Annotated in this window: 18 protein-coding genes and 1 pseudogene; 12 read left to right on the top strand and 7 right to left on the bottom strand. The window is 71.3% G+C overall.

Translation table 11 applies throughout. The features are described 5' to 3' along the window. Positions 1-6 precede the first annotated feature (6 nt). Positions 7-417: a DUF5753 domain-containing protein gene (locus AB0M97_RS17405; protein ID WP_365961724.1), complete on the bottom strand. Its 411-nt coding sequence runs from the start codon at positions 415-417 to the stop codon at positions 7-9. Between the two features lie 266 nt (positions 418-683). Continuing rightward, positions 684-734, bottom strand: a pseudogene (locus AB0M97_RS17400) (hypothetical protein); the annotation flags it as partial. Between the two features lie 48 nt (positions 735-782). On the opposite strand from AB0M97_RS17400, the gene AB0M97_RS17395 reads away from it, so the two are divergent. After that, positions 783-1055: a hypothetical protein gene (locus AB0M97_RS17395; protein ID WP_365961723.1), complete on the top strand. Its 273-nt coding sequence runs from the start codon at positions 783-785 to the stop codon at positions 1053-1055. Positions 1056-1167: 112 nt separating this feature from the next. On the opposite strand, the gene AB0M97_RS17390 is transcribed toward AB0M97_RS17395, so the two are convergent. Continuing rightward, the gene (locus AB0M97_RS17390) at positions 1168-2976 is read right to left on the bottom strand and encodes a bifunctional metallophosphatase/5'-nucleotidase (protein ID WP_365961722.1); all 1809 of its coding nucleotides are present in this window, start codon (positions 2974-2976) and stop codon (positions 1168-1170) included. 144 nt (positions 2977-3120) lie between these two features. Here AB0M97_RS17390 and mshD point away from each other — a divergent pair, with 144 nt between their 5' ends. The 8 genes from mshD (at position 3121) to pstB (ending at position 12712) form a co-directional block, all read left to right on the top strand. Next, positions 3121-4047, top strand: coding sequence for a mycothiol synthase (gene mshD / locus AB0M97_RS17385; protein ID WP_365961721.1), 927 nt, complete (start codon positions 3121-3123; stop codon positions 4045-4047). A 239-nt stretch (positions 4048-4286) separates the two neighbouring features. Then, a complete protein-coding gene (locus tag AB0M97_RS17380) occupies positions 4287-6653 on the top strand; it encodes an RNA degradosome polyphosphate kinase (RefSeq protein WP_365961719.1) in 2367 nt (788 codons plus the stop codon). Continuing rightward, positions 6634-7791 (top strand): CHAD domain-containing protein, encoded by a 1158-nt coding sequence (locus tag AB0M97_RS17375; protein WP_365961718.1) that lies wholly within the window; start codon positions 6634-6636, stop codon positions 7789-7791. Before AB0M97_RS17380 ends, AB0M97_RS17375 begins: the two co-directional genes overlap by 20 nt. 48 nt (positions 7792-7839) lie before the next feature. Beyond that, positions 7840-8262 carry an NUDIX hydrolase gene (locus AB0M97_RS17370; RefSeq protein WP_365961716.1) on the top strand — a complete coding sequence of 141 codons (423 nt, stop codon included), beginning with the start codon at positions 7840-7842 and terminating at the stop codon, positions 8260-8262. A gap of 302 nt (positions 8263-8564) precedes the next feature. After that, positions 8565-9689, top strand: a complete 1125-nt coding sequence (gene pstS / locus AB0M97_RS17365) for a phosphate ABC transporter substrate-binding protein PstS (RefSeq protein ID WP_365961715.1) — start codon at positions 8565-8567, stop codon at positions 9687-9689. Between the two features lie 128 nt (positions 9690-9817). After that, positions 9818-10822, top strand: coding sequence for a phosphate ABC transporter permease subunit PstC (gene pstC / locus AB0M97_RS17360; RefSeq protein WP_365961714.1), 1005 nt, complete (start codon positions 9818-9820; stop codon positions 10820-10822). Beyond that, entirely contained in the window at positions 10819-11880 is a 1062-nt protein-coding gene (gene pstA / locus AB0M97_RS17355; RefSeq protein ID WP_365961713.1) for a phosphate ABC transporter permease PstA, read from the top strand. Before pstC ends, pstA begins: the two co-directional genes overlap by 4 nt. A gap of 55 nt (positions 11881-11935) precedes the next feature. Further along, on the top strand, positions 11936-12712 hold the full coding sequence (gene pstB / locus AB0M97_RS17350; protein WP_365961712.1) for a phosphate ABC transporter ATP-binding protein PstB: 777 nt from the start codon (positions 11936-11938) through the stop codon (positions 12710-12712). A gap of 308 nt (positions 12713-13020) precedes the next feature. Here the strand turns inward: pstB and AB0M97_RS17345 are convergent, their stop codons facing one another. Together AB0M97_RS17345 and AB0M97_RS17340 are read right to left on the bottom strand one after the other, a co-directional pair. Next, positions 13021-14019 (bottom strand): inorganic phosphate transporter, encoded by a 999-nt coding sequence (locus tag AB0M97_RS17345; RefSeq protein ID WP_365961711.1) that lies wholly within the window; start codon positions 14017-14019, stop codon positions 13021-13023. A gap of 7 nt (positions 14020-14026) precedes the next feature. Then, positions 14027-14647 carry a DUF47 family protein gene (locus AB0M97_RS17340; protein ID WP_365961710.1) on the bottom strand — a complete coding sequence of 207 codons (621 nt, stop codon included), beginning with the start codon at positions 14645-14647 and terminating at the stop codon, positions 14027-14029. Between the two features lie 200 nt (positions 14648-14847). Between AB0M97_RS17340 and AB0M97_RS17335 the strand changes: the two genes are divergently transcribed. Further along, positions 14848-15216 (top strand): metal-sensitive transcriptional regulator, encoded by a 369-nt coding sequence (locus AB0M97_RS17335; RefSeq protein WP_365961708.1) that lies wholly within the window; start codon positions 14848-14850, stop codon positions 15214-15216. A gap of 72 nt (positions 15217-15288) precedes the next feature. Here AB0M97_RS17335 and AB0M97_RS17330 read toward each other — a convergent pair whose 3' ends face one another. Together AB0M97_RS17330 and AB0M97_RS17325 are read right to left on the bottom strand one after the other, a co-directional pair. Beyond that, complete coding sequence (locus tag AB0M97_RS17330) at positions 15289-15471, bottom strand: hypothetical protein (protein ID WP_365961707.1); 183 nt, start codon at positions 15469-15471, stop codon at positions 15289-15291. Positions 15472-15578: 107 nt separating this feature from the next. Beyond that, complete coding sequence (locus AB0M97_RS17325) at positions 15579-16421, bottom strand: hypothetical protein (RefSeq protein WP_365961706.1); 843 nt, start codon at positions 16419-16421, stop codon at positions 15579-15581. A 124-nt stretch (positions 16422-16545) separates the two neighbouring features. On the opposite strand from AB0M97_RS17325, the gene AB0M97_RS17320 reads away from it, so the two are divergent. Both AB0M97_RS17320 and AB0M97_RS17315 read left to right on the top strand, forming a co-directional pair. After that, the gene (locus AB0M97_RS17320; protein WP_365961705.1) at positions 16546-16716 is read left to right on the top strand and encodes a hypothetical protein; all 171 of its coding nucleotides are present in this window, start codon (positions 16546-16548) and stop codon (positions 16714-16716) included. A gap of 76 nt (positions 16717-16792) precedes the next feature. Then, entirely contained in the window at positions 16793-18346 is a 1554-nt protein-coding gene (locus AB0M97_RS17315) for an FAD-binding oxidoreductase (protein WP_365961704.1), read from the top strand. Positions 18347-18411 lie beyond the last annotated feature (65 nt).

Below are 18411 nucleotides of genomic sequence, written 5' to 3'. Positions count from 1 at the left end.
TGCGGTTCATGATCTGTGCTCCTCCAGTACGTCCCTGATGAACGTCAGAGAGTCTGACGGGGTCAGTGCCAGATCCCGAAGGCGATCGCAGGACAAACGGTGGTGCATGACGTCCTGCGGGTCGTCCAGGAGCTGCCCGCTGCTGTCGCCCTCGGTGTAGACGGCGGCGCTGCCGTCCTGCTGCCACAACAGCGTCAGGGAGCCCTTTCCCATGAGGGGGTGAATCCCGGACGAGAACGGCAGTACCTGGACGACGACGTTGGGCCACCGCGCCACGGCCTCGACGTGGGCCAGTTGACCCTCCCACGTCTCCTCGCTCGCCGAGGGGCGCCGGAAGGCGAGTTCGTCGATGATGAAGCGGACGCTGGGAGCCGGGCTCCTGCGGAGCAGCAGTTGACGTCCGAGGCGCGCGGCCACCTGCTCCTCGACTACTTCCGGTCCTGGTCCGTTGTCTGCGGTGCGGACACCGTCTCCCGCGCGAAGCATTCCGTCTGAAGCAACCCGGGCACACTCGGCGCGTACTTGTCCATGATGCGCGCGGTCTACTCCAGTCGCATGAACTCCTTGTACTTGTCCTTGAACGCGTCGTACCGAGCCGGCTTCCACAGCCCGGCGAGCAGGTCCTCCCCGCCGTAATAACTGTCCAGATCCTCCATCACCGTCACCTTGGACAGCCGCTCCCCCGACTCCAGCCGGCACAGGTAGCTCTTGTCGTAGCCGGTGTCCTCGGCCAGCTGGCCCAGTGACTTGCCCGCCTTCTCCCGGAGGAACCGCAGCGTGCGGTGACCACCCCGGACGGCAAGCCCTGTTACCTCAGCACCGACGACGACGGCGGGCTGATCTCCCGGCTCGCCGACGACATCGAGGAGGCGCAGATCAGCTCGGGGCAGAACGTGCTCGGCGGGGCGCGGGCCGTGCTCGCCGATCGCGGGGCCGGTGAGCGGGCCGTGCGGTTCGCGCTCACGCGGGCCGCGGAGTCCCTGGAGGACGTGCTGCGGGTCGCCGTCAGCCGTGGGGCCCGGCTCGCAGGACCCCGTCAGGGAGACCGAGATTGAGTCCTGCGGTTCGGGCTTCCCGCTGCCCCGGGCACCGCGAAGGCGGTGGGGACCCTCCGGTCCACCACCGCCTTCGCCGCGAACGGCTGCCCCGCCGGGGCAGCCGGGCGGCCTACTTCACGATCGTGATGCGGTTCGCCGCCGGCGGTGCGATCGGGTTCGACGGCGAGGAGTTCGCCGTCAGGTACTTCTCCAGCGCCGCCAGGTCGTCCAGGCCGACGAGGTCGTTGGTGCCCAGGCCCAGCGTGGGGAAGCCGTCGCCGCCGCCCGCGAGGAAGCTGTTCGTGGCGACGCGGTAGGTGGCCGCCGGGTCGATCGGTGCCCCGCCCAGCCTGATGGAGTCGGTGACGACGCGGTCCGCGCCCGTCTTCGTCATGTCCAGCGTGTAGGTGAGGCCCGAGGAGACCTGGAGGATCTTCGGGGCCGCGGCGTTCGCGCCGCTCACCTGCTCCTTGAGGACCTGGATGAGCTGGCTGCCCTTGAAGTCCTGGAGGTTCACGGTGTTGGCGAACGGCTGCACGGTGAAGCCCTCCGCGTACGTCACCACGCCGTCGCCCTCACCGGCCTTGGCCGCGTAGGTGAGGGGCGCGCGGATGCCGCCCGGGTTCATCAGCGCCAGGTCGGTCTCCGGGTCGAGTTCCTTGCCGTGGGCGAGCTGCGCGTCCGCGATCAGGTCGCCGAGCGGGGACTCGGTGCCCGTGTTGCCTATGTCACCGGAGATGTAGCCGATGGGGCGGTTGCCGATCGGGGCGGCGAGGGCGTTCCACTTGCCGATCAGCTCGGTCATGTCGGGCGCCTTGGGGACGGTCCGGGTGACCACGTGGTTCGCCGACTTCACGGCCGTACGGGCGATGTCACCCGTCCAGCGGTCGTACGTGAGCGTCGTGTCGGTGTAGAGGCGGCCGAAGGACGCGGCCGAGGTGACCATGCGGGGCTGGCCCGCCGGGTCGTTGATCGTGCACACGTACGGGTTGTGCGTGTGGCCGGTGACCAGCGCGTCGACCTGCGGCGTGATGTTCTTCGCGATGTCGACGATCGGGCCGGAGACCCCGGCGCCGGGGCCCGGCGAGTCGCAGTTGTAGTTGTACGCGGAGGAGGCCGGGAAGCCGCCCTCGTGGATGAGCGCCACGATCGACTTCACGCCCTGCCTCTGCAGCTCCTTGGCGTACTTGTTGATCGTCTCGACCTCGTCCTTGAAGGTGAGGCCCTTGACGCCCTCGGCGGACACGATGGCCGGGGTGGCCTCCAGCGTCACGCCGATGAAGCCGACCTTGACGTCCTTCTTCTTCCACACCCAGTACGGCTTGAGGATCGGCTTGCCGGTCTTGTCGTCCAGGACGTTCGCCGCGAGGAACGGGAAGTCGGCGCCCGCGAACTCCTCGTCCGTGTAGCAGCCCTCGGTGGGGTGGCAGCCGCCCTTCTGCAGGCGGGACAGCTCGCGCGCGCCCTCGTCGAACTCGTGGTTGCCGACGGAGGTGACGTCCAGGTCGAGCTTGTTCAGCGCCTCGACGGTGGGCTCGTCGTGGAACAGGCCGGAGATCAGCGGGGAGGCGCCGACCATGTCGCCGCCGGCCGCGGTGATCGAGTACGGGTTGCCCTCGCGCGCCGTGCGCAGGTGCGTGGCGAGGTACTCCACGCCGCCCGCGTCGACCGTCTTCGTCGTGCCGTCCGCCTGCAGCTCGCTGACCCGGCCGGCCGAACCGGACGGCGGCTCCAGGTTGCCGTGCAGGTCGTTGAAGGACAGCAGCTGTACGTCCTGGTAGCGGCCGGGCCGGTGGTGGCCGGCCGGCTGCGCGCTGTCGTCCGCGCTCGCCGAGCCGGGCAGCGCGGCGGCCAGCGCGCCGGCCGTGGCGACACCGGCTGCCGCCGCGATCAGGCGGTACGTACGGCGTCTGCGGCTCGGGTGGGATGTGGTAGGCATGCGCCCCCCTGTGGATGTGCTGGGAATGTGGGCCCCGTGCGGCGCAGCCTAAGGTCAACGCGCGTAGCGCGACAGGGTGTCCCTGGTTACATCCTGGTTGCTTCTTCGCGCCCCCGAGAGGAGGCGCCCCTTACCCTCGTACGCATGACCAGCGACGACATCGCCCAGCCCGCCGGCGGCCGCTCGATCGAGACCTCCTCCGCGCTCTCCGCGGAGCGGACCGAGGCCGTCCTCGCCCTGCTCGCCGAGGCCGCCCGGCACGACGGGCAGCAGGCGGTGTCCGAGCAGGGACGGCTCCAGCTGCGCGGCGGCGAACGCGAGGGCGTCAGCCATCTGCTGGCCCTGTACGGCGGCGAGCTCGTCGGATACGCGCAGCTGGAGGACACCGACCCGGTGGAGCCGCCCGCCGCCGAACTCGTCGTCCACCCCGCGCACCGCGGCCGGGGCCACGGCCGGGCGCTCGGCTCGGCGCTCCTGGCCGCCTCCGGAAAGCGGCTGCGGGTCTGGGCGCACGGCGGGCACTCCGCCGCCCGGCACCTCGCGCAGGTCCTCGGGCTCACCCTGTTCCGCGAACTGCGCCAGCTGCGCCGCCCCCTGGCCGGCTTCGACGCGCCCGAGCCGGTGCTGCCCGAGGGCGTCACGGTGCGCACCTTCGTCCCCGGCCGGGACGACGCCGCGTGGCTCGCGCTGAACGCCGCCGCCTTCGCCCACCACCCCGAGCAGGGCTCCCTCACCCAGCGCGACCTCGACGACCGCAAGGCCCAACCGTGGTTCGACCCGGCCGGGTTCTTCCTGGCCGAGCGGGACGGCGAGCTGATCGGCTTCCACTGGACGAAGGTCCACGCCCAGGAGCGCCTCGGCGAGGTCTACGTCCTCGGCGTCAGCCCCACGGCCCAGGGCACCGGCCTCGGCAAGGCCCTCACCACCATCGGCCTGCGCCACCTGACGGCCCGGGGCCTGCCCACGGCGATGCTGTACGTCGACGCCGACAACAAGGCGGCGGTGTCGGTGTACGAACGGCTGGGCTTCACGACGTACGAGACGGACCTGATGTACCGGACGGAGACGTGAGACCCGGGGGCGGGCGGCCCGGGGGCCTCCGCCGGCCTTCACCGTGCACCACCCGGGAGCCGAGCGTCCCCCTCCACAGGTTCTCCACACACCCGTGAACCGAAGTCCCTGTGGAGGGACCCCGCCCCCACCCCGGCCCCCTGACCTCACCGCCTCCGACCCCTGCGATCCGCCCCCCGCTATCCCGCACGTCATGTCTCCGTAACCGTCGATTCAGACTGGCTTGCGAGGCTCGGCGAATGACGCCCGCCGTGCCAGAGCCTTCGCCGCCTCCCGAGGGGAACGCGCGCAACGGGGACCGCCCAATCGCCGCCGCGCTGACGCCCGCGCGTTCCGACGCGCCCGTGTCGCCCGGTGCGCGGAACAATGGATCCATGAGCCAGCCGAACACCCAGGCACAGGTCCAGCACGCGCAGCCCTCCGTGGGCTCCATAGCCGCGCACCGCCCGCACACCGTGGCGGCCACGGTGTCCGATCTGGAACCCGACATCGACGCCGATCTCGACGGCTACGAGGAGGCGCCGTCGGACGGCGTGCCGCTGCCGACGGGACGGTTCCTGGACCGGGAGCGCAGCTGGCTCGCGTTCAACGAGCGCGTCCTCGAACTCGCCGAGGACCCGAACACGCCCCTGCTGGAGCGCGCCAACTTCCTCGCGATCTTCGCCAGCAACCTGGACGAGTTCTTCATGGTCCGGGTGGCGGGCCTGAAGCGCCGCATCGCCACCGGCGTGGCCACCCGCTCCGCCTCGGGCCTCCAGCCGCGCGAGGTCCTGGAGATGATCTGGGCGCGCTCCCGGGAGCTGATGGCCCGGCACGCCGCGTGCTTCCACGAGGACGTCGCCCCCGGCCTCGCCGAGAAGGGCATCCACCTGGTCCGCTGGAACGAGCTGGCCGAGAAGGAGCAGGCGCGCCTGTTCACGCTGTTCCGGCACCAGATCTTCCCGGTGCTGACGCCGCTGGCCGTCGACCCCGCGCACCCCTTCCCGTACATCTCGGGCCTGTCGCTGAACCTCGCGGTCGTCGTCCGCAACCCCGTCACCGGGCACCGCCACTTCGCGCGCGTCAAGGTGCCGCCGCTGCTGTCCCGCTTCCTGGAGGCCTCCCCCGGCCAGTTCGTCCCCATAGAGGACGTCATCGCGGCCCACCTGGAGGAGCTGTTCCCGGGCATGGAGGTGCTGGAGCACCACGCCTTCCGCCTCACCCGCAACGAGGACCTCGAGGTCGAGGAGGACGACGCGGAGAACCTCCTCCAGGCCCTGGAGAAGGAGCTGATGCGGCGCCGCTTCGGGCCGCCGGTCCGCCTGGAGGTCGAGGAGTCCGTCGACCGCGAGGTGCTGGACCTGCTGGTGCGGGAGCTGAAGATCAGCGAGGCCGAGGTGTACCCGCTGCCCGGCCCCCTGGACCTCACCGGCCTCTTCCGCATCCACAGCCTCGACCGGCCGGAGCTGAAGTACCCGAAGTTCATCGCCGGCACCCACCGGGACCTCGCCGAGGTCGAGTCGGCGTCCGCGCCCGACATCTTCGCCGCGCTGCGCAGCCGTGACGTGCTGCTGCACCACCCCTACGACTCGTTCTCGACGTCCGTGCAGGCCTTCCTGGAGCAGGCTGCCGCCGACCCGGACGTGCTGGCCATCAAGCAGACCCTGTACCGGACCTCGGGCGACTCCCCCATAGTCGACGCGCTCATCGACGCCGCCGAGTCCGGCAAGCAGGTCCTGGTCCTGGTCGAGATCAAGGCCCGCTTCGACGAGCACGCCAACATCAAGTGGGCGCGCAAGCTGGAGGAGGCCGGCTGTCACGTCGTCTACGGCCTGGTCGGCCTGAAGACGCACTGCAAGCTGTCCCTGGTGGTCCGCCAGGAGGGCGAGACACTACGGCGCTACAGTCACGTCGGCACCGGCAACTACCACCCGAAGACGGCCCGCCTCTACGAGGACCTCGGCCTGCTCACCGCCGATCCGCAGGTCGGCGCGGACCTGTCCGACCTGTTCAACCGGCTGTCGGGCTACTCGCGCCGCGAGACGTACCGCCGGCTGCTGGTCGCCCCCAAGTCCCTGCGCGACGGACTGATCGCGCGGATCAACAAGGAGGTCCAGCACCACCGTGTCGGACGTCCCGCCTACGTCCGCATCAAGGTCAACTCCATGGTGGACGAGGCCATCATCGACGCCCTGTACCGCGCGTCCCAGGCGGGCGTGCCGGTGGACGTGTGGGTGCGCGGCATCTGCGCGCTGCGCCCCGGCGTGGCGGGCCTGTCGGAGGACATCAGGGTGCGTTCCGTGCTCGGCCGGTTCCTCGAGCACTCCCGGGTCTTCGCCTTCGGCAACGGCGGCGAGCCGGAGGTGTGGCTGGGGAGCGCCGACATGATGCACCGCAACCTCGACCGCCGCATAGAGGCACTGGTCCGCGTCACCGACCCCGGGCACCGGGCGGCCCTCAACCGCCTGCTGGAGACCGGGATGTCGGACACCACCGCGTCCTGGCACCTCGGTTCGGACGGCGACTGGACCCGGCACGCGACGGACGCGGACGGCGTGCCGCTGCGCAACATCCAGGAGATGCTCATTGACGCCCGGAGGCGCCGGCGTGGCACAGCAACACCTTGACCCGACGGACCCCACGGCCGTACCGGTGACGGGGGACGCCCTCGCGGGCTACCTGCGCGGCCAGGCCACCGAGTTCCTCCGCGCGCTGCGCCTGCACCGGGAGACCGGGGGGACGGGCGCGGCGGGCGGCCCGGGGGGTCCCGTCGACGCGGCCCGGGCGCTGCGCCGCTCGGCCCGCCGGATCAGCGGCAGCCTGCACACCTTCCAGGCGCTCCTGGACGCCGACTGGGCGGAGTCGATGCGCCCCGAACTGGCCTGGGTGTCGGGCACGCTGGCGCTGGAGCACGCGTACGCGTCCCGCCTGGAGCGGCTGCTGCAGGCTCTGCACCGCCTGTCGGGCGCGGCGGTGGTCCCGGCCCAGGGGGGCGTGGCCGTGGGCACGGGCCCGGCCCGGGGCGGCGTGGCCGTGGGCACGGCGGACCCCGGCGGCCCTGGCGCCCGGGCCCACTCGTCGGCCACCGCGGACCCCGGCAGCCCGGGCTCCCGCCCTCACCCGCCCGCCGCCACCGACCGCGGCAACCTCACCGTCGGCGCGGCCAAGGCGGGCGCCCTCCTCGAACGCCAGCTGACCCTGGCCCGGACCCGCGCCCACTCCACCGCCCTCCAGGCGCTCGGCAGCAGCCGCTTCCACGCGGTCGCCGACAAGGTCGCCGTACTGGCCAGTGAGGTCCCCCTCGCCAAGACCGGCGCGACCGCGGAGCTGGGTCCGGCGGCAGCGGCGGCCGAGGAGCGGCTCGCGGCGGCGGTTGCGGCGCTGCCGCTGGTCACCGCCGGCAGCCCGTACAACTCGGAGGCGCTGATCCACGGCCTGTCCCCGGACCCGGCCCCGCACCCGCAGGACGCGCCCTGGCACCAGGTCCGCCTGCTGCTGCGCCTGCACCGGTACGCGCGCGAGGTGCTGCACGGCGAGGACGCCCCCGTGGACCTGCGGCTGCTGGCCGCGGGGCAGGCCCTGGACCGGCACCGCGACGCCTCGGAGGCCGCAGCCGCCGCCGCGCAGGCGGCCCGTACGCCCCGGATCGCCCCGGCGACGGCGTACGCGCTCGGCGTGCTGCACGCCGATCAGCGGCACGAGGTGGAGGCGGCCCGGTACGCGTTCCAGCGCTGCTGGCAGAAGGAAACGGTCGGCACCCCCTAGGGCCTGGCCGAAAGCGGACGACATCCTCCCGGAGGCGGTGAGTACGCGGTGGGCACTCCCGGCAACGGCACCGTTCAGGCGGCCGGCTGCGTCCTGTGGCGGCGCTCCCCGCTCGACGGCGAGCTGGAGATCTGCCTGGTGCACCGGCCGAAGTACGACGACTGGTCGCACCCCAAGGGCAAGCTGCGGCGCGACGAGGAACCGCTCGCCGGCGCACTGCGCGAGGTGGAGGAGGAAACCGGCCACGTCGCCGCGCCGGGCCCCGCGCTGCCCACGGTGCGGTACGTGGCGAACGGCCGCCCCAAGCAGGTGCGCTACTGGGCGGCCGAGGCCGTCGCCGGCTCCTTCGTCCCGTCCGACGAGGTCGACCGCGTCCTGTGGCTGCCCCCCGGTCCCGCGCGGCTGCGGCTCACCCGCCCGCACGACCGGGACCTGGTGGACGCGCTGCTGGAGGCGCTGCGCCTGACCTAGAGGTGTCTGACGCATGCCCGCCCTTCGGCGACGCGGTGACGGTCCGGCGGGAGGCCCCGGATGTCCCAGGACGCCGGAATCATTCCGTGTCCTTGACGTAAGCTTTCCGTTACCTCACCGCACCGTCCTCAGGGGTTCACCTGCCGTTCATTTACGGCCATCGGCGCCTTCACCTGTTCTGCCTAATTTCGGCCTTAGCCGATGCGAGCCGTGCCGCGAAATCCCTCGACCACGCGTCCGCATCCAACAGACTTCGCACGCCGCCGAATCAGGACGGCGGCTCCTGGAAGGAACTCCCTCAAGTGAAGCTTCAGCGCAAGAACCGGCGGGCCCTCGCTCTCGGTGCTCTCGCCGTCTCCGGCGCCCTGGCCCTCACGGCGTGCGGCTCCGACGACACCGGCAACCCCGGTGGCGACTCCTCGGAGACCACGCAGGCCGGCAACATCGACTGCGGCGACGCCAAGGGCCAGCTCCAGGCCTCCGGCTCCTCGGCCCAGAAGAACGCCATCGACGCGTGGATCAAGCAGTACACGGCCAGCTGCAAGGACGTGCAGGTCAACTACCGTCCCGACGGTTCCGGCGCCGGCATCACCGCGTTCGTCCAGGGCCAGACCGCCTTCGCCGGTTCGGACTCCGCGCTGGACCCGGAGGAGGTCGAGGCGTCCAAGAAGGTCTGCAAGGACGGCCAGGGCATCGACCTGCCGATGGTCGGCGGCCCGATCGCGGTCGGCTTCAACGTCCCGGGCGTGGACACGCTCAACCTGGACGCCTCCACGCTCGCCAAGATCTTCGACAGCAAGATCAAGAAGTGGAACGACCCCGCCATCGCCAAGCTGAACCCCGAGGCGGACCTTCCCGACCTGCAGATCCAGGCCTTCCACCGCTCCGACGAGTCCGGCACCACGGACAACTTCACCAAGTACCTGAAGGCCGCCGCGCCGAAGGACTGGAAGTACGAGCCGGAGAAGGCGTGGAAGGGCGCGGGCGGCCAGTCCGCCAACGGCTCCTCCGGCCTGGCCCAGCAGGTGAAGGCCACCTCCGGCGCGATCGGCTACTTCGAGCTGTCGTACGCCAAGGACGGCATCAAGACGGTCGACATCAAGACCGAGGCCGCCGAGCCCGTCAAGGCCACGATCGAGAACGCGACCGCCGCCATCGGCGCCGCCAAGGTCGTCGGCACCGGCAAGGACCTGGCGCTGGAGCTCGACTACACGCCGTCCGCCGACGGTGCCTACCCGATCGTCCTCGTGACGTACGAGATCGTCTGCGACAAGGGCAACAAGGCGGACACCCTGCCCGCCACCAAGTCCTTCCTGAACTACATGGCCTCCGAAGAGGGCCAGGGCCTGCTGGCCGACGTCGGCTACGCCCCGATGCCCACCGAGATCATCACCAAGGTCCGCGAGACCATCTCGGGCCTGAGCTGACCTGAGTCGCGGTCCGGCCCCTCCCCGGGGCCGGACCGCACTGTCCGGTGCACCGCCGCCAGGAGCCCGCGACCCGCGGGGCTCCGTGAGAGCCGCCCCGCGGGCTGCTCCGCAGACCGGAGAACTCAATGGACATATCGACACAGAACCCCACCGCACCCCCACCCGTGCAGCCGCCCACCGCCGAGCAGAAGCGCGCCGCACGAGGCGCCACCCGCCCCGGAGACCGGGTCTTCCTCGCGCTCTCCCGCGGGTCCGGCATCCTGGTCCTGGTGATCATGGCCGCCATCGCGGCCTTCCTGACCTACCGGGCCGTCCTCGCCATCGGCAAGGACGAGGCCAACTTCTTCACCACCTTCGAGTGGAACCCCAGCGGGATGCCGCCCGAGTTCGGCATCGCCGTGCTGGTCTTCGGCACCATCGTGTCGTCGATCATCGCCATGGTCATCGCGGTCCCGATCGCCGTGGCCATCGCCCTGTTCATCACCCACTACGCCCCGCGCAAGCTGGGCGGCACCATCGGCTACGTCATCGACCTGCTCGCCGCCGTGCCGTCCATCGTCTACGGCCTGTGGGGCGCCCTCGTCCTGGTCCCGAACCTCAACGGCCTCTACGGCTGGATGGACGAGTACCTCGGCTGGACCGGCATCCTGGAGTGGAACGGCGGCGCGCCCCGCTCGCTGTTCACCGTCGGCATCCTGCTCGCCATCATGATCCTGCCGATCATCACCAACGTGAGCCGCGAGGTCTTCCGGCAGGTCCCGCAGATGCACGAGGAGGCGGCCCTGGCCCTCGGCGCCACGCGCTGGGAGGTCATCCGCCTGACTGTGCTGCCGTTCGGCCGCTCGGGCGTCATCTCCGCCTCGATGCTCGGCCTCGGCCGCGCCCTCGGCGAGACGATGGCCGTCGCGATGGTCCTCTCCCCGAGCTTCGACATCACCGCCAGCCTGCTCGACCCGGGCGGCGGCACCTTCGCCCAGAACATCGCCAGCAAGTTCAACGAGGCCACCACGATGGGCCGGGACGCCCTGATCGCGTCCGGTCTGGTGCTCTTCGTCATCACCCTGCTGGTCAACGGCGCGGCCCGCCTGATCATCGCCCGCCGCAAGGAGTACTCGGGGGCCAACGCATGAGCAACGCAACCGTCACCGAAAAGCGCAGCTCCCTGCGCGGCGCGACGCTGCCCAAGTGGTTCCCCTGGGCGCTCGCCGTGGGCTCCGTCGGCGTCGGCCTCGGCATCAGCGCCGCCGCCGGGCTGGACAGCAACATCCAGTGGGGCCTGATCGCCGCACTCGCCTTCGTCGTCGGTACGTACGGAATCTCCGCGTCCGTCGAGAGCCCCCGGCAGGCCAGGGACCGCATCGCGACCAGCCTGGTGTGGGTCGCGTTCATCATCGCCCTCGTGCCGCTCGCCTCGCTGATCTGGGAGACCGTCGAGCAGGGCGTGAAGGTCCTCGACGGCTACTTCCTCACCCACTCGATGGGCGTCGTCGCCGACACCGAGCCCGGCGGCGGTGTCTACCACGCACTGCTCGGCACGCTGCAGCAGGTCGGCCTCGCCACCCTGGTCTCCGTACCGGTCGGCGTGCTCACCGCGATCTACCTCGTCGAGTACGGGCGCGGCAAGCTCGCCAAGGCCGTCACCTTCTTCGTCGACGTCATGACGGGCATCCCGTCGATCGTCGCCGGTCTGTTCATCCTCAGTCTGTGGATCGTGATCCTGGACATGGGCTACTCCGGCTTCGCCGGCTCGCTCGCCCTGTCCATCCTGATGATCCCGGTGGTCGTCCGCTCCACCGAGGAGATGCTCAAGCTCGTCCCGAACGAGCTGCGCGAGGCGTCGCTGGCGCTGGGCGTGCCGAAGTGGCGCACCATCCTGAAGGTGGTCCTGCCGACGTCGTTCGGCGGCATCACCACCGGTGTGATGCTCGCCATCGCCCGTATCACCGGCGAGACCGCGCCCGTACTGCTGCTGGTCTGGGGCACCAACTTCATCAACACCAACCCCTTCTCCGACCCGCAGGCCTCGCTGCCGATGTACATCTACCTCCAGTACGCGAACAGCGGCGGCTCGGGTGCGGCCTACGACCGTGCCTGGGCGGCGGCACTGACACTCATCGCCTTCATCATGATCCTCAACCTGGGGGCCCGCGGCATCGCCCGCTGGAAAGCCCCGAAGACCGGTCGCTGACGCGGCCAGGGACGAACAGTCAGCGACTCGGACTCGAAAGAAGCAGTGATTCACCATGGCCAAGCGCATTGATGTCAGCGGCCTCAACGCCTACTACGGTTCCTTCCTCGCCATCGAGGACATCTCGATGACGATCGAGCCCCGCTCCGTGACGGCCTTCATCGGCCCGTCCGGCTGCGGCAAGTCCACGTTCCTGCGGACGCTGAACCGCATGCACGAGGTCACGCCGGGCGGACGCGTCGAGGGCAAGGTCATGCTCGACGACGAGAACCTGTACAGCGCCGGGATCGACCCGGTCGCCGTGCGGCGCGAGGTCGGCATGGTCTTCCAGCGGCCGAACCCGTTCCCGACGATGTCGGTGTACGACAACGTGGCGGCGGGCCTGCGGCTGAACGGCAAGTACAGGAAGTCCGAGCTGGACGACGTGGTCGAGAAGTCGCTGCGCGGCGCGAACCTCTGGAACGAGGTCAAGGACCGCCTGAACAAGCCGGGTTCCGGCCTGTCCGGCGGTCAGCAGCAGCGTCTGTGCATCGCCCGGGCGATCGCGGTCGAGCCGAACGTCCTGCTCATGGACGAGCCGTGCTCGGCGCTGGACCCGATCTCGACGCTCGCGATCGAGGACCTGATCGGTGAGCTGAAGGAACGCTTCACGATCGTCATCGTGACGCACAACATGCAGCAGGCGGCGCGGGTCTCCGACCGCACGGCCTTCTTCAACCTGGCCGCCGTGGGGCAGCCGGGCAAGCTGATCGAGATCGACGACACCGAGCGGATCTTCTCCAACCCGTCGGTCCAGGCGACCGAGGACTACATCTCCGGCCGCTTCGGCTGAGCCGACGGCGCGAGACCCCTCGCGGTGCTGCATGGCGGTGCCACCGTGAGGCAAAGGGCCCGCCCCCGGCTCCCGGGGGCGGGCCCGCGCCACGTCTCCGGCGGCCGACACGGATGCCTGCGGCGGCCTGCGCGGATTGGGTGGGGGTGCGCGTAGCGCGCGGTTCGCCCGACACGACCCCTGCTCGCCGTCGGCGACCGCGGGCAGTGGGTGGCGAGACGGCGGCGGCGCGGACGGCAACCCGTCAGCGCCGGGCCGCGCGACCCCCCTGGCGTCACGGCAGCGCGCCGCGCCGGAAACCCGCGGCCCTACAGAAACGCCAGGTTCACCACCCAGAACGCGCACGCCGCCACCCCGGCAGCCGCCGGCATCGTGATGAACCATCCCAGGATGATGTTCTTCGCCACACCCCACCGCACGGCGTTCAACCGCTTCGTCGCCCCCACACCCATGATCGCCGACGTGATCACGTGCGTCGTGGAGATCGGCGCCTTGAACAGGAACGCCGTCGCGAACATGATCGACGCCCCCGTCGTCTCCGCGGCGAACCCCTGCGGCGGATCCAGCTCAATGATCTTGCGCCCCAGCGTCCGCATGATCCGCCACCCACCGGCATACGTGCCCAGCGACAGCATCACCGCACACGCGATCTTCACCCAGATCGGAATCGGGTCCCCGTAGTCCTCGACGTCGGCGATGACGAGCGCCATCACCACGATGCCCATCGTCTTCTGGGCGTCCTGCAGACCGTGCCCCAGGGCCATGCCCGCCGCCGACACCGTCTGCGCGATCCGGAAGCCCCGCTTCGTCTTGTGCGGATTGGCCCGCCGGAAGATCCACATGATCCCCGTCATCACCAGGTAGCCGACGAGCAGGCCGACGACGGGCGAGATGAACATCGGGATGACGACCTTCTCCAGCACCCCGTGCCAGTACACGGTCGTGCCGCCGGCCAGCGCCGCGCCCACCATGCCGCCGAACAGCGCGTGCGAGGAGGACGACGGCAGCCCGAAGTACCAGGTGATCAGGTTCCAGGTGATCGCGCCCACGAGTGCCGCGAAGAGGATGCCCATCCCCGTCGACCCCTCGGGCGTCTCGATCAGCCCTTCGCTGACGGTCTTGGCGACCCCCGAGCCGAGAAACGCGCCGACCAGGTTCATGACGGCGGCCATCGCCAGCGCCGCCCGCGGCGTCAGCGCGCGCGTGGACACGGACGTGGCGATCGCGTTCGCCGAATCGTGGAAGCCGTTGGTGTACGTGAAGAAGAGCGCGACCCCGATGGTCACAACCAGAGCGAAGGTGTCCATGTACGGGTCAGGACTCCTTGACGGCGATGGTCTCCACCGTGTTCGCCACGTGCTCGAAGGCGTCCGCCGCCTCCTCCAGCACATCCACGATCTGCTTGAGCTTCAGCACCTCGATGGCGTCGTACTTGCCGTTGAAGAGGTGGGCGAGCAGCTTGCGGTGGATCTGGTCGGCCTGGTTCTCCAGGCGGTTGACCTCGATCCAGTACTCGGTGAGGTTGTCCATGGTGCGGAGGTTCGGCATCGCCTCGGCCGTCAGCTCGGCGGCGCGGGCGAGGACCTCGATCTGCTGGTCGACGCCCTTCGGCAGTTCCTCGACGTTGTAGAGGACGACGAGGTCGACGGCCTCTTCCATGAAGTCCATGATGTCGTCGAGGGACGATGCGAGGCTGTAGATGTCCTCACGGTCGAACGGCGTGATGAACGAGGAGTTCAGCTGGTGGAAGATCGCGTGCGTCGCGTCGTCACCCGCGTGTTCGGCGGCCCGCATACGCTCTGCGATCTCGGCCCGGGCGGAGGCGTCCGCCCCGAGCAGTTCCATCAGGAGTTTCGAGCCGGTGACGATGTTGTCCGCGGATGCGGCGAACATGTCGTAGAAGCTCGTCTCCCTGGGGGTCAGACGAAAGCGCACGTGGGGTCCTCGGGATGCATCGGTTTCGGTCAGGCTGATGCTAGGCGCATCATCCGGCCACGGCTATCGGGCCGCCCACCAGTGTCGCCCATCAGGCACAGTGATGAGCACGGGGGCGCCAACAGGCCTATACCCACGAAGTTCGCTACCATATACCCTCTAGGGGTATATGTCCGCCATCCGCTCACCAGGAGGACGCGATGACGACCACCGAGGCCGGCGCCGGTGCGCCCTCCGCGCCGGAGACCGTGGATGAAACGGACGCCTCGACCGACCACAACCACGGCGTGCACGGCTACCACAAGCAGAAGGACGAACACCTCAAGCGCCTGCGCCGCATCGAGGGCCAGATCCGGGGCCTGCAGCGGATGGTGGACGAGGACGTCTACTGCATCGACATACTCACCCAGGTGTCCGCCTCCACCAAGGCCCTGCAGTCCTTCGCGCTGCAACTGCTGGAGGAGCACCTGCGCCACTGCGTCGCCGACGCGGCCGTCAAGGGCGGCGCCGAGATCGACGCGAAGGTCGAGGAGGCGACGAAGGCGATCGGACGGCTGCTGCGCACCTGAGCGGGGTTCAGCTTCCGGCCGGAACCGGACAGGGACGATTTCCGGCCACCCGGCGCCGGACGGCTTCCACGGTCACCGGGCCGTGCCGCGGGACCTCTCCTCGGCCACCTTCAGCACCTCGTCGATGCTCTCCAGGCTGAGCCGCTCCTCGTGGGCGGCCGAGGCCGCGATGATCAGCTCCCCGCACAGCTCGATCTCGGCGAGGGCCACGTGGTCCTGAACTGCCGTACCGCCGACCGGAGCCACGTGCGTCACCTCGTCTCTGCCGTCACCGGCTTCCTAGAGTAGGCAGCGGCCCACGCGCCGCGCATGGCACGGAAGGGCTAGTTCTTGACGCCCGTCAGGCACACGCGTGACCTTGCTCACTCTTCGGCGATCCGGCCGGCGTAGATGTCCTCGGCCTTCGGCAGCCGTACGCGCACGGGGGCGCCGAAGTCGAACAGCAGCGTCGTGGAAGCGACGGCGACCGGGGCCTTCTGGCGGCCGTTGACGAAGCTGAACCGGTGGCGGACCTTGCGGATGCGGCCGACGTCGTCCAGATAGACGTCGAACGGGACGACGGCCGTGGCGAACCCTTTCGCCGCCGCCGCGAGAGCCTGCCGGTTGGCCGCCGTGGCGGACCGCGCGGCCAGCACGAGGTCGGCGGTCCCCCGGTAGTGCCGCACCTGGGTCCCGGCGAACTCGGTGTCCCCGACGTAGGCCGCTCGCCGGGTGCCGCGCAGCACCTCGGCGGCGGTGAACGGGTCCGTGGCGCCGCCGGTGACCAGGTTCCCGTCGGACAGCGTGGCCGTGTCCACCCGCACCCACTTGTCGGCGGGCACCCCGGCGCCGCGGTTCTTCATGAACAGGGCGCCCGGCGCGAGGAGTTCGGTGATGGGCCGCTGCGGCCCGGTGCCGGCCGGGCCGTGCGGCAGCAGCACCCGCAGCCGGCCGAGCTGCCTGCGGTAGTCGTAGACGCCCTCGCCCCGGATGGTCACCCGGGTCCCGCCGGTCGCCATTTCCATCGACGTACGGGCCTGGGAACTGCCCGCCTCGGCCAGCCGGTCCGCCGCCCGGTGCAGCACCTCGACGGGATCGCCCGCCCGCGCGTCGTCGGCGGCGGCCCGCGGACTCCCGGAGCAGCCGCCGGTGCCGAGGCAGACGCAGCCCACGAGCCCCGCCGCGACGAACGCCCCGCCCATCCGCCTGTGCCGCCGCCCAGCCATCGCCTGCCTACCCCCAACCGCCGCCGTCCGTCCCGGCTCTCCGTCGTTCCGGTTAACGACGGGTAGGGAGCCCCGTCACGCGCCCGTACACAGCCCGCCACCCGTCCCCGCTACCGTGGAGCGCGTGACGCAGCAGGACGGGCCCGAACCTTTTGGGGACTCGGCACAGCACCGGACCACGACGGTCGAACAGGGGCCGTTCTGCATGGCCCGCTGCTCCTGCGGCTGGCGCGGCCCCGCGCGCCGGGCGCGCAGCCTGGCGCGGGCGGACGCGGAGGAGCACACGCCCGGCTGACCGCCACCGGGCGCACGCCGTGGAACCCTTGTGGGCACTGTCCCGTCTCGTTCCACGGGGCCCTCGGGAGGCGCACATGGACCGGCGTACGTTCATCTCGGGCGGCGCGGTGGCCGCCGCGGCGGTCGTCGCGGGCGCGTGCGACGGCGGCGGCCCCGGCCCGGCGCACGCCGGCCCGAAGGCCTCCTCCGCTTCCCGCACGCCGCCGCGCCCGGCGGTCACGGCCGCCGACTGGCCGGCCCTCGCCGGGGACCTGGACGGCGCGCTGGTGCGGCCCGGGGACGCGGACTGGCCGACGGCCCGGCAGCTCTACAACACCCGCTTCGACGGCCTGACACCCGCCGCCGTCGCCTACCCGGCCCACTCCGACGACATCCGCACGGTCCTGTCCTACGCCCGCGCCCGCGGCCTGCGCGTCGCCGTCCGCAACGGCGGCCACTCCTACGCCGGCTGGTCCTCGGGCAACGGACGTCTCGTCCTCGACGTCTCCCGGCTGGCCTCGATCAGGCCGGGCGGCGGCGAGGCCGTCGTCGGCGCCGGGGCCAAGCTCATCGACGTCTACCGCGCCCTGGCCGCCAAGGGCGTGACGGTCCCGGCCGGTTCGTGCCCCACGGTCGGCATCTCCGGGCTCGCCCTCGGCGGCGGGCACGGCGTGGTCTCCCGCGCGTACGGCCTGACCTGCGACAGCCTGACGGGGGCCACGCTGGTCACCGCGGACCGCAGGCTGCTCACCGCCGACGCGAGCGAGCACCCGGACCTGTTCTGGGCGCTGCGCGGCGCCGGCAACGGCACCTTCGGCGTCGTCACCGGGCTGCGCTTCCGCACCAGCCCCGCGCCGCAGGGCGTGACGGCGTACCTGACCTGGCCCTGGCCGAAAGCCGCCGCCGTGGTGCGCGCCTGGCAGGAGTGGGGGCCCGGACAGCCGGACGAGATCTGGTCGGCGCTGCACCTGGCGAGCACCGCGGGCGGCACCCCGGCGGTCTCCGTCAGCGCGTTCTCCCTCGGCACCCACGGCGAACTGCAGAACGCCGTGGACCGGCTCGCCGGCCGCATCGGCGCCCCGGCGAGCAGCGTGTCGCTGCGCCGCCGCTCGTACGAGGAGTCCATGGAGGTCTACGCCGGCTGCTCCGGCTTCGCCTCCGACGCCGCCTGCCATCTGCCGGGCCGCACACCGGGCCGCTCCCCGCAGGGCTCGCTGCGCCGGGAGACGTACACGGCACGCTCGGACTTCTACGACCGGCCGCTGCCGGCGGCGGGCGTCCGCGCACTGCTCTCGGGCATCGGGTCGGTGCGCGGCGGCACGGGCAGCTTCTCGCTGACGGCGCTGGGCGGCGCCGTGAACCGGGTCTCCCCGACGGCCACGGCGTTCGTGCACCGGCGTCACCGGATGCTGGCCCAGTACATCGCGGCCTGGCGGCCGGGCACGCCGGGCGAGGCCGCCCAGGCCTGGCTGACGCGGGCTCACCGGGCCATGCGGCCGTACGCGTCGGGCGCGGCGTACCAGAACTACACCGACCCGACGCTCACCGACTGGCGCACGGCCTATTACGGGGACGCGGCGCCGCGCCTGGCGCGGCTGAAGCGGCAGTACGACCCGCACCGCTTCTTCGACCACCCGCACGCCCCGTAGACGCGCGGGCGCCGCCGGCGTCGGGCGCCCCCACGCCCCGTGGACGCGCGGGCTCCTCCGGCGTC

Origin of the sequence: Streptomyces sp. NPDC051207 (assembly GCF_040682395.1) — a bacterium.
Classification (GTDB): Bacteria; Actinomycetota; Actinomycetes; order Streptomycetales; family Streptomycetaceae; genus Streptomyces.
This window is presented reverse-complemented; position numbering and strand designations above follow the sequence as displayed.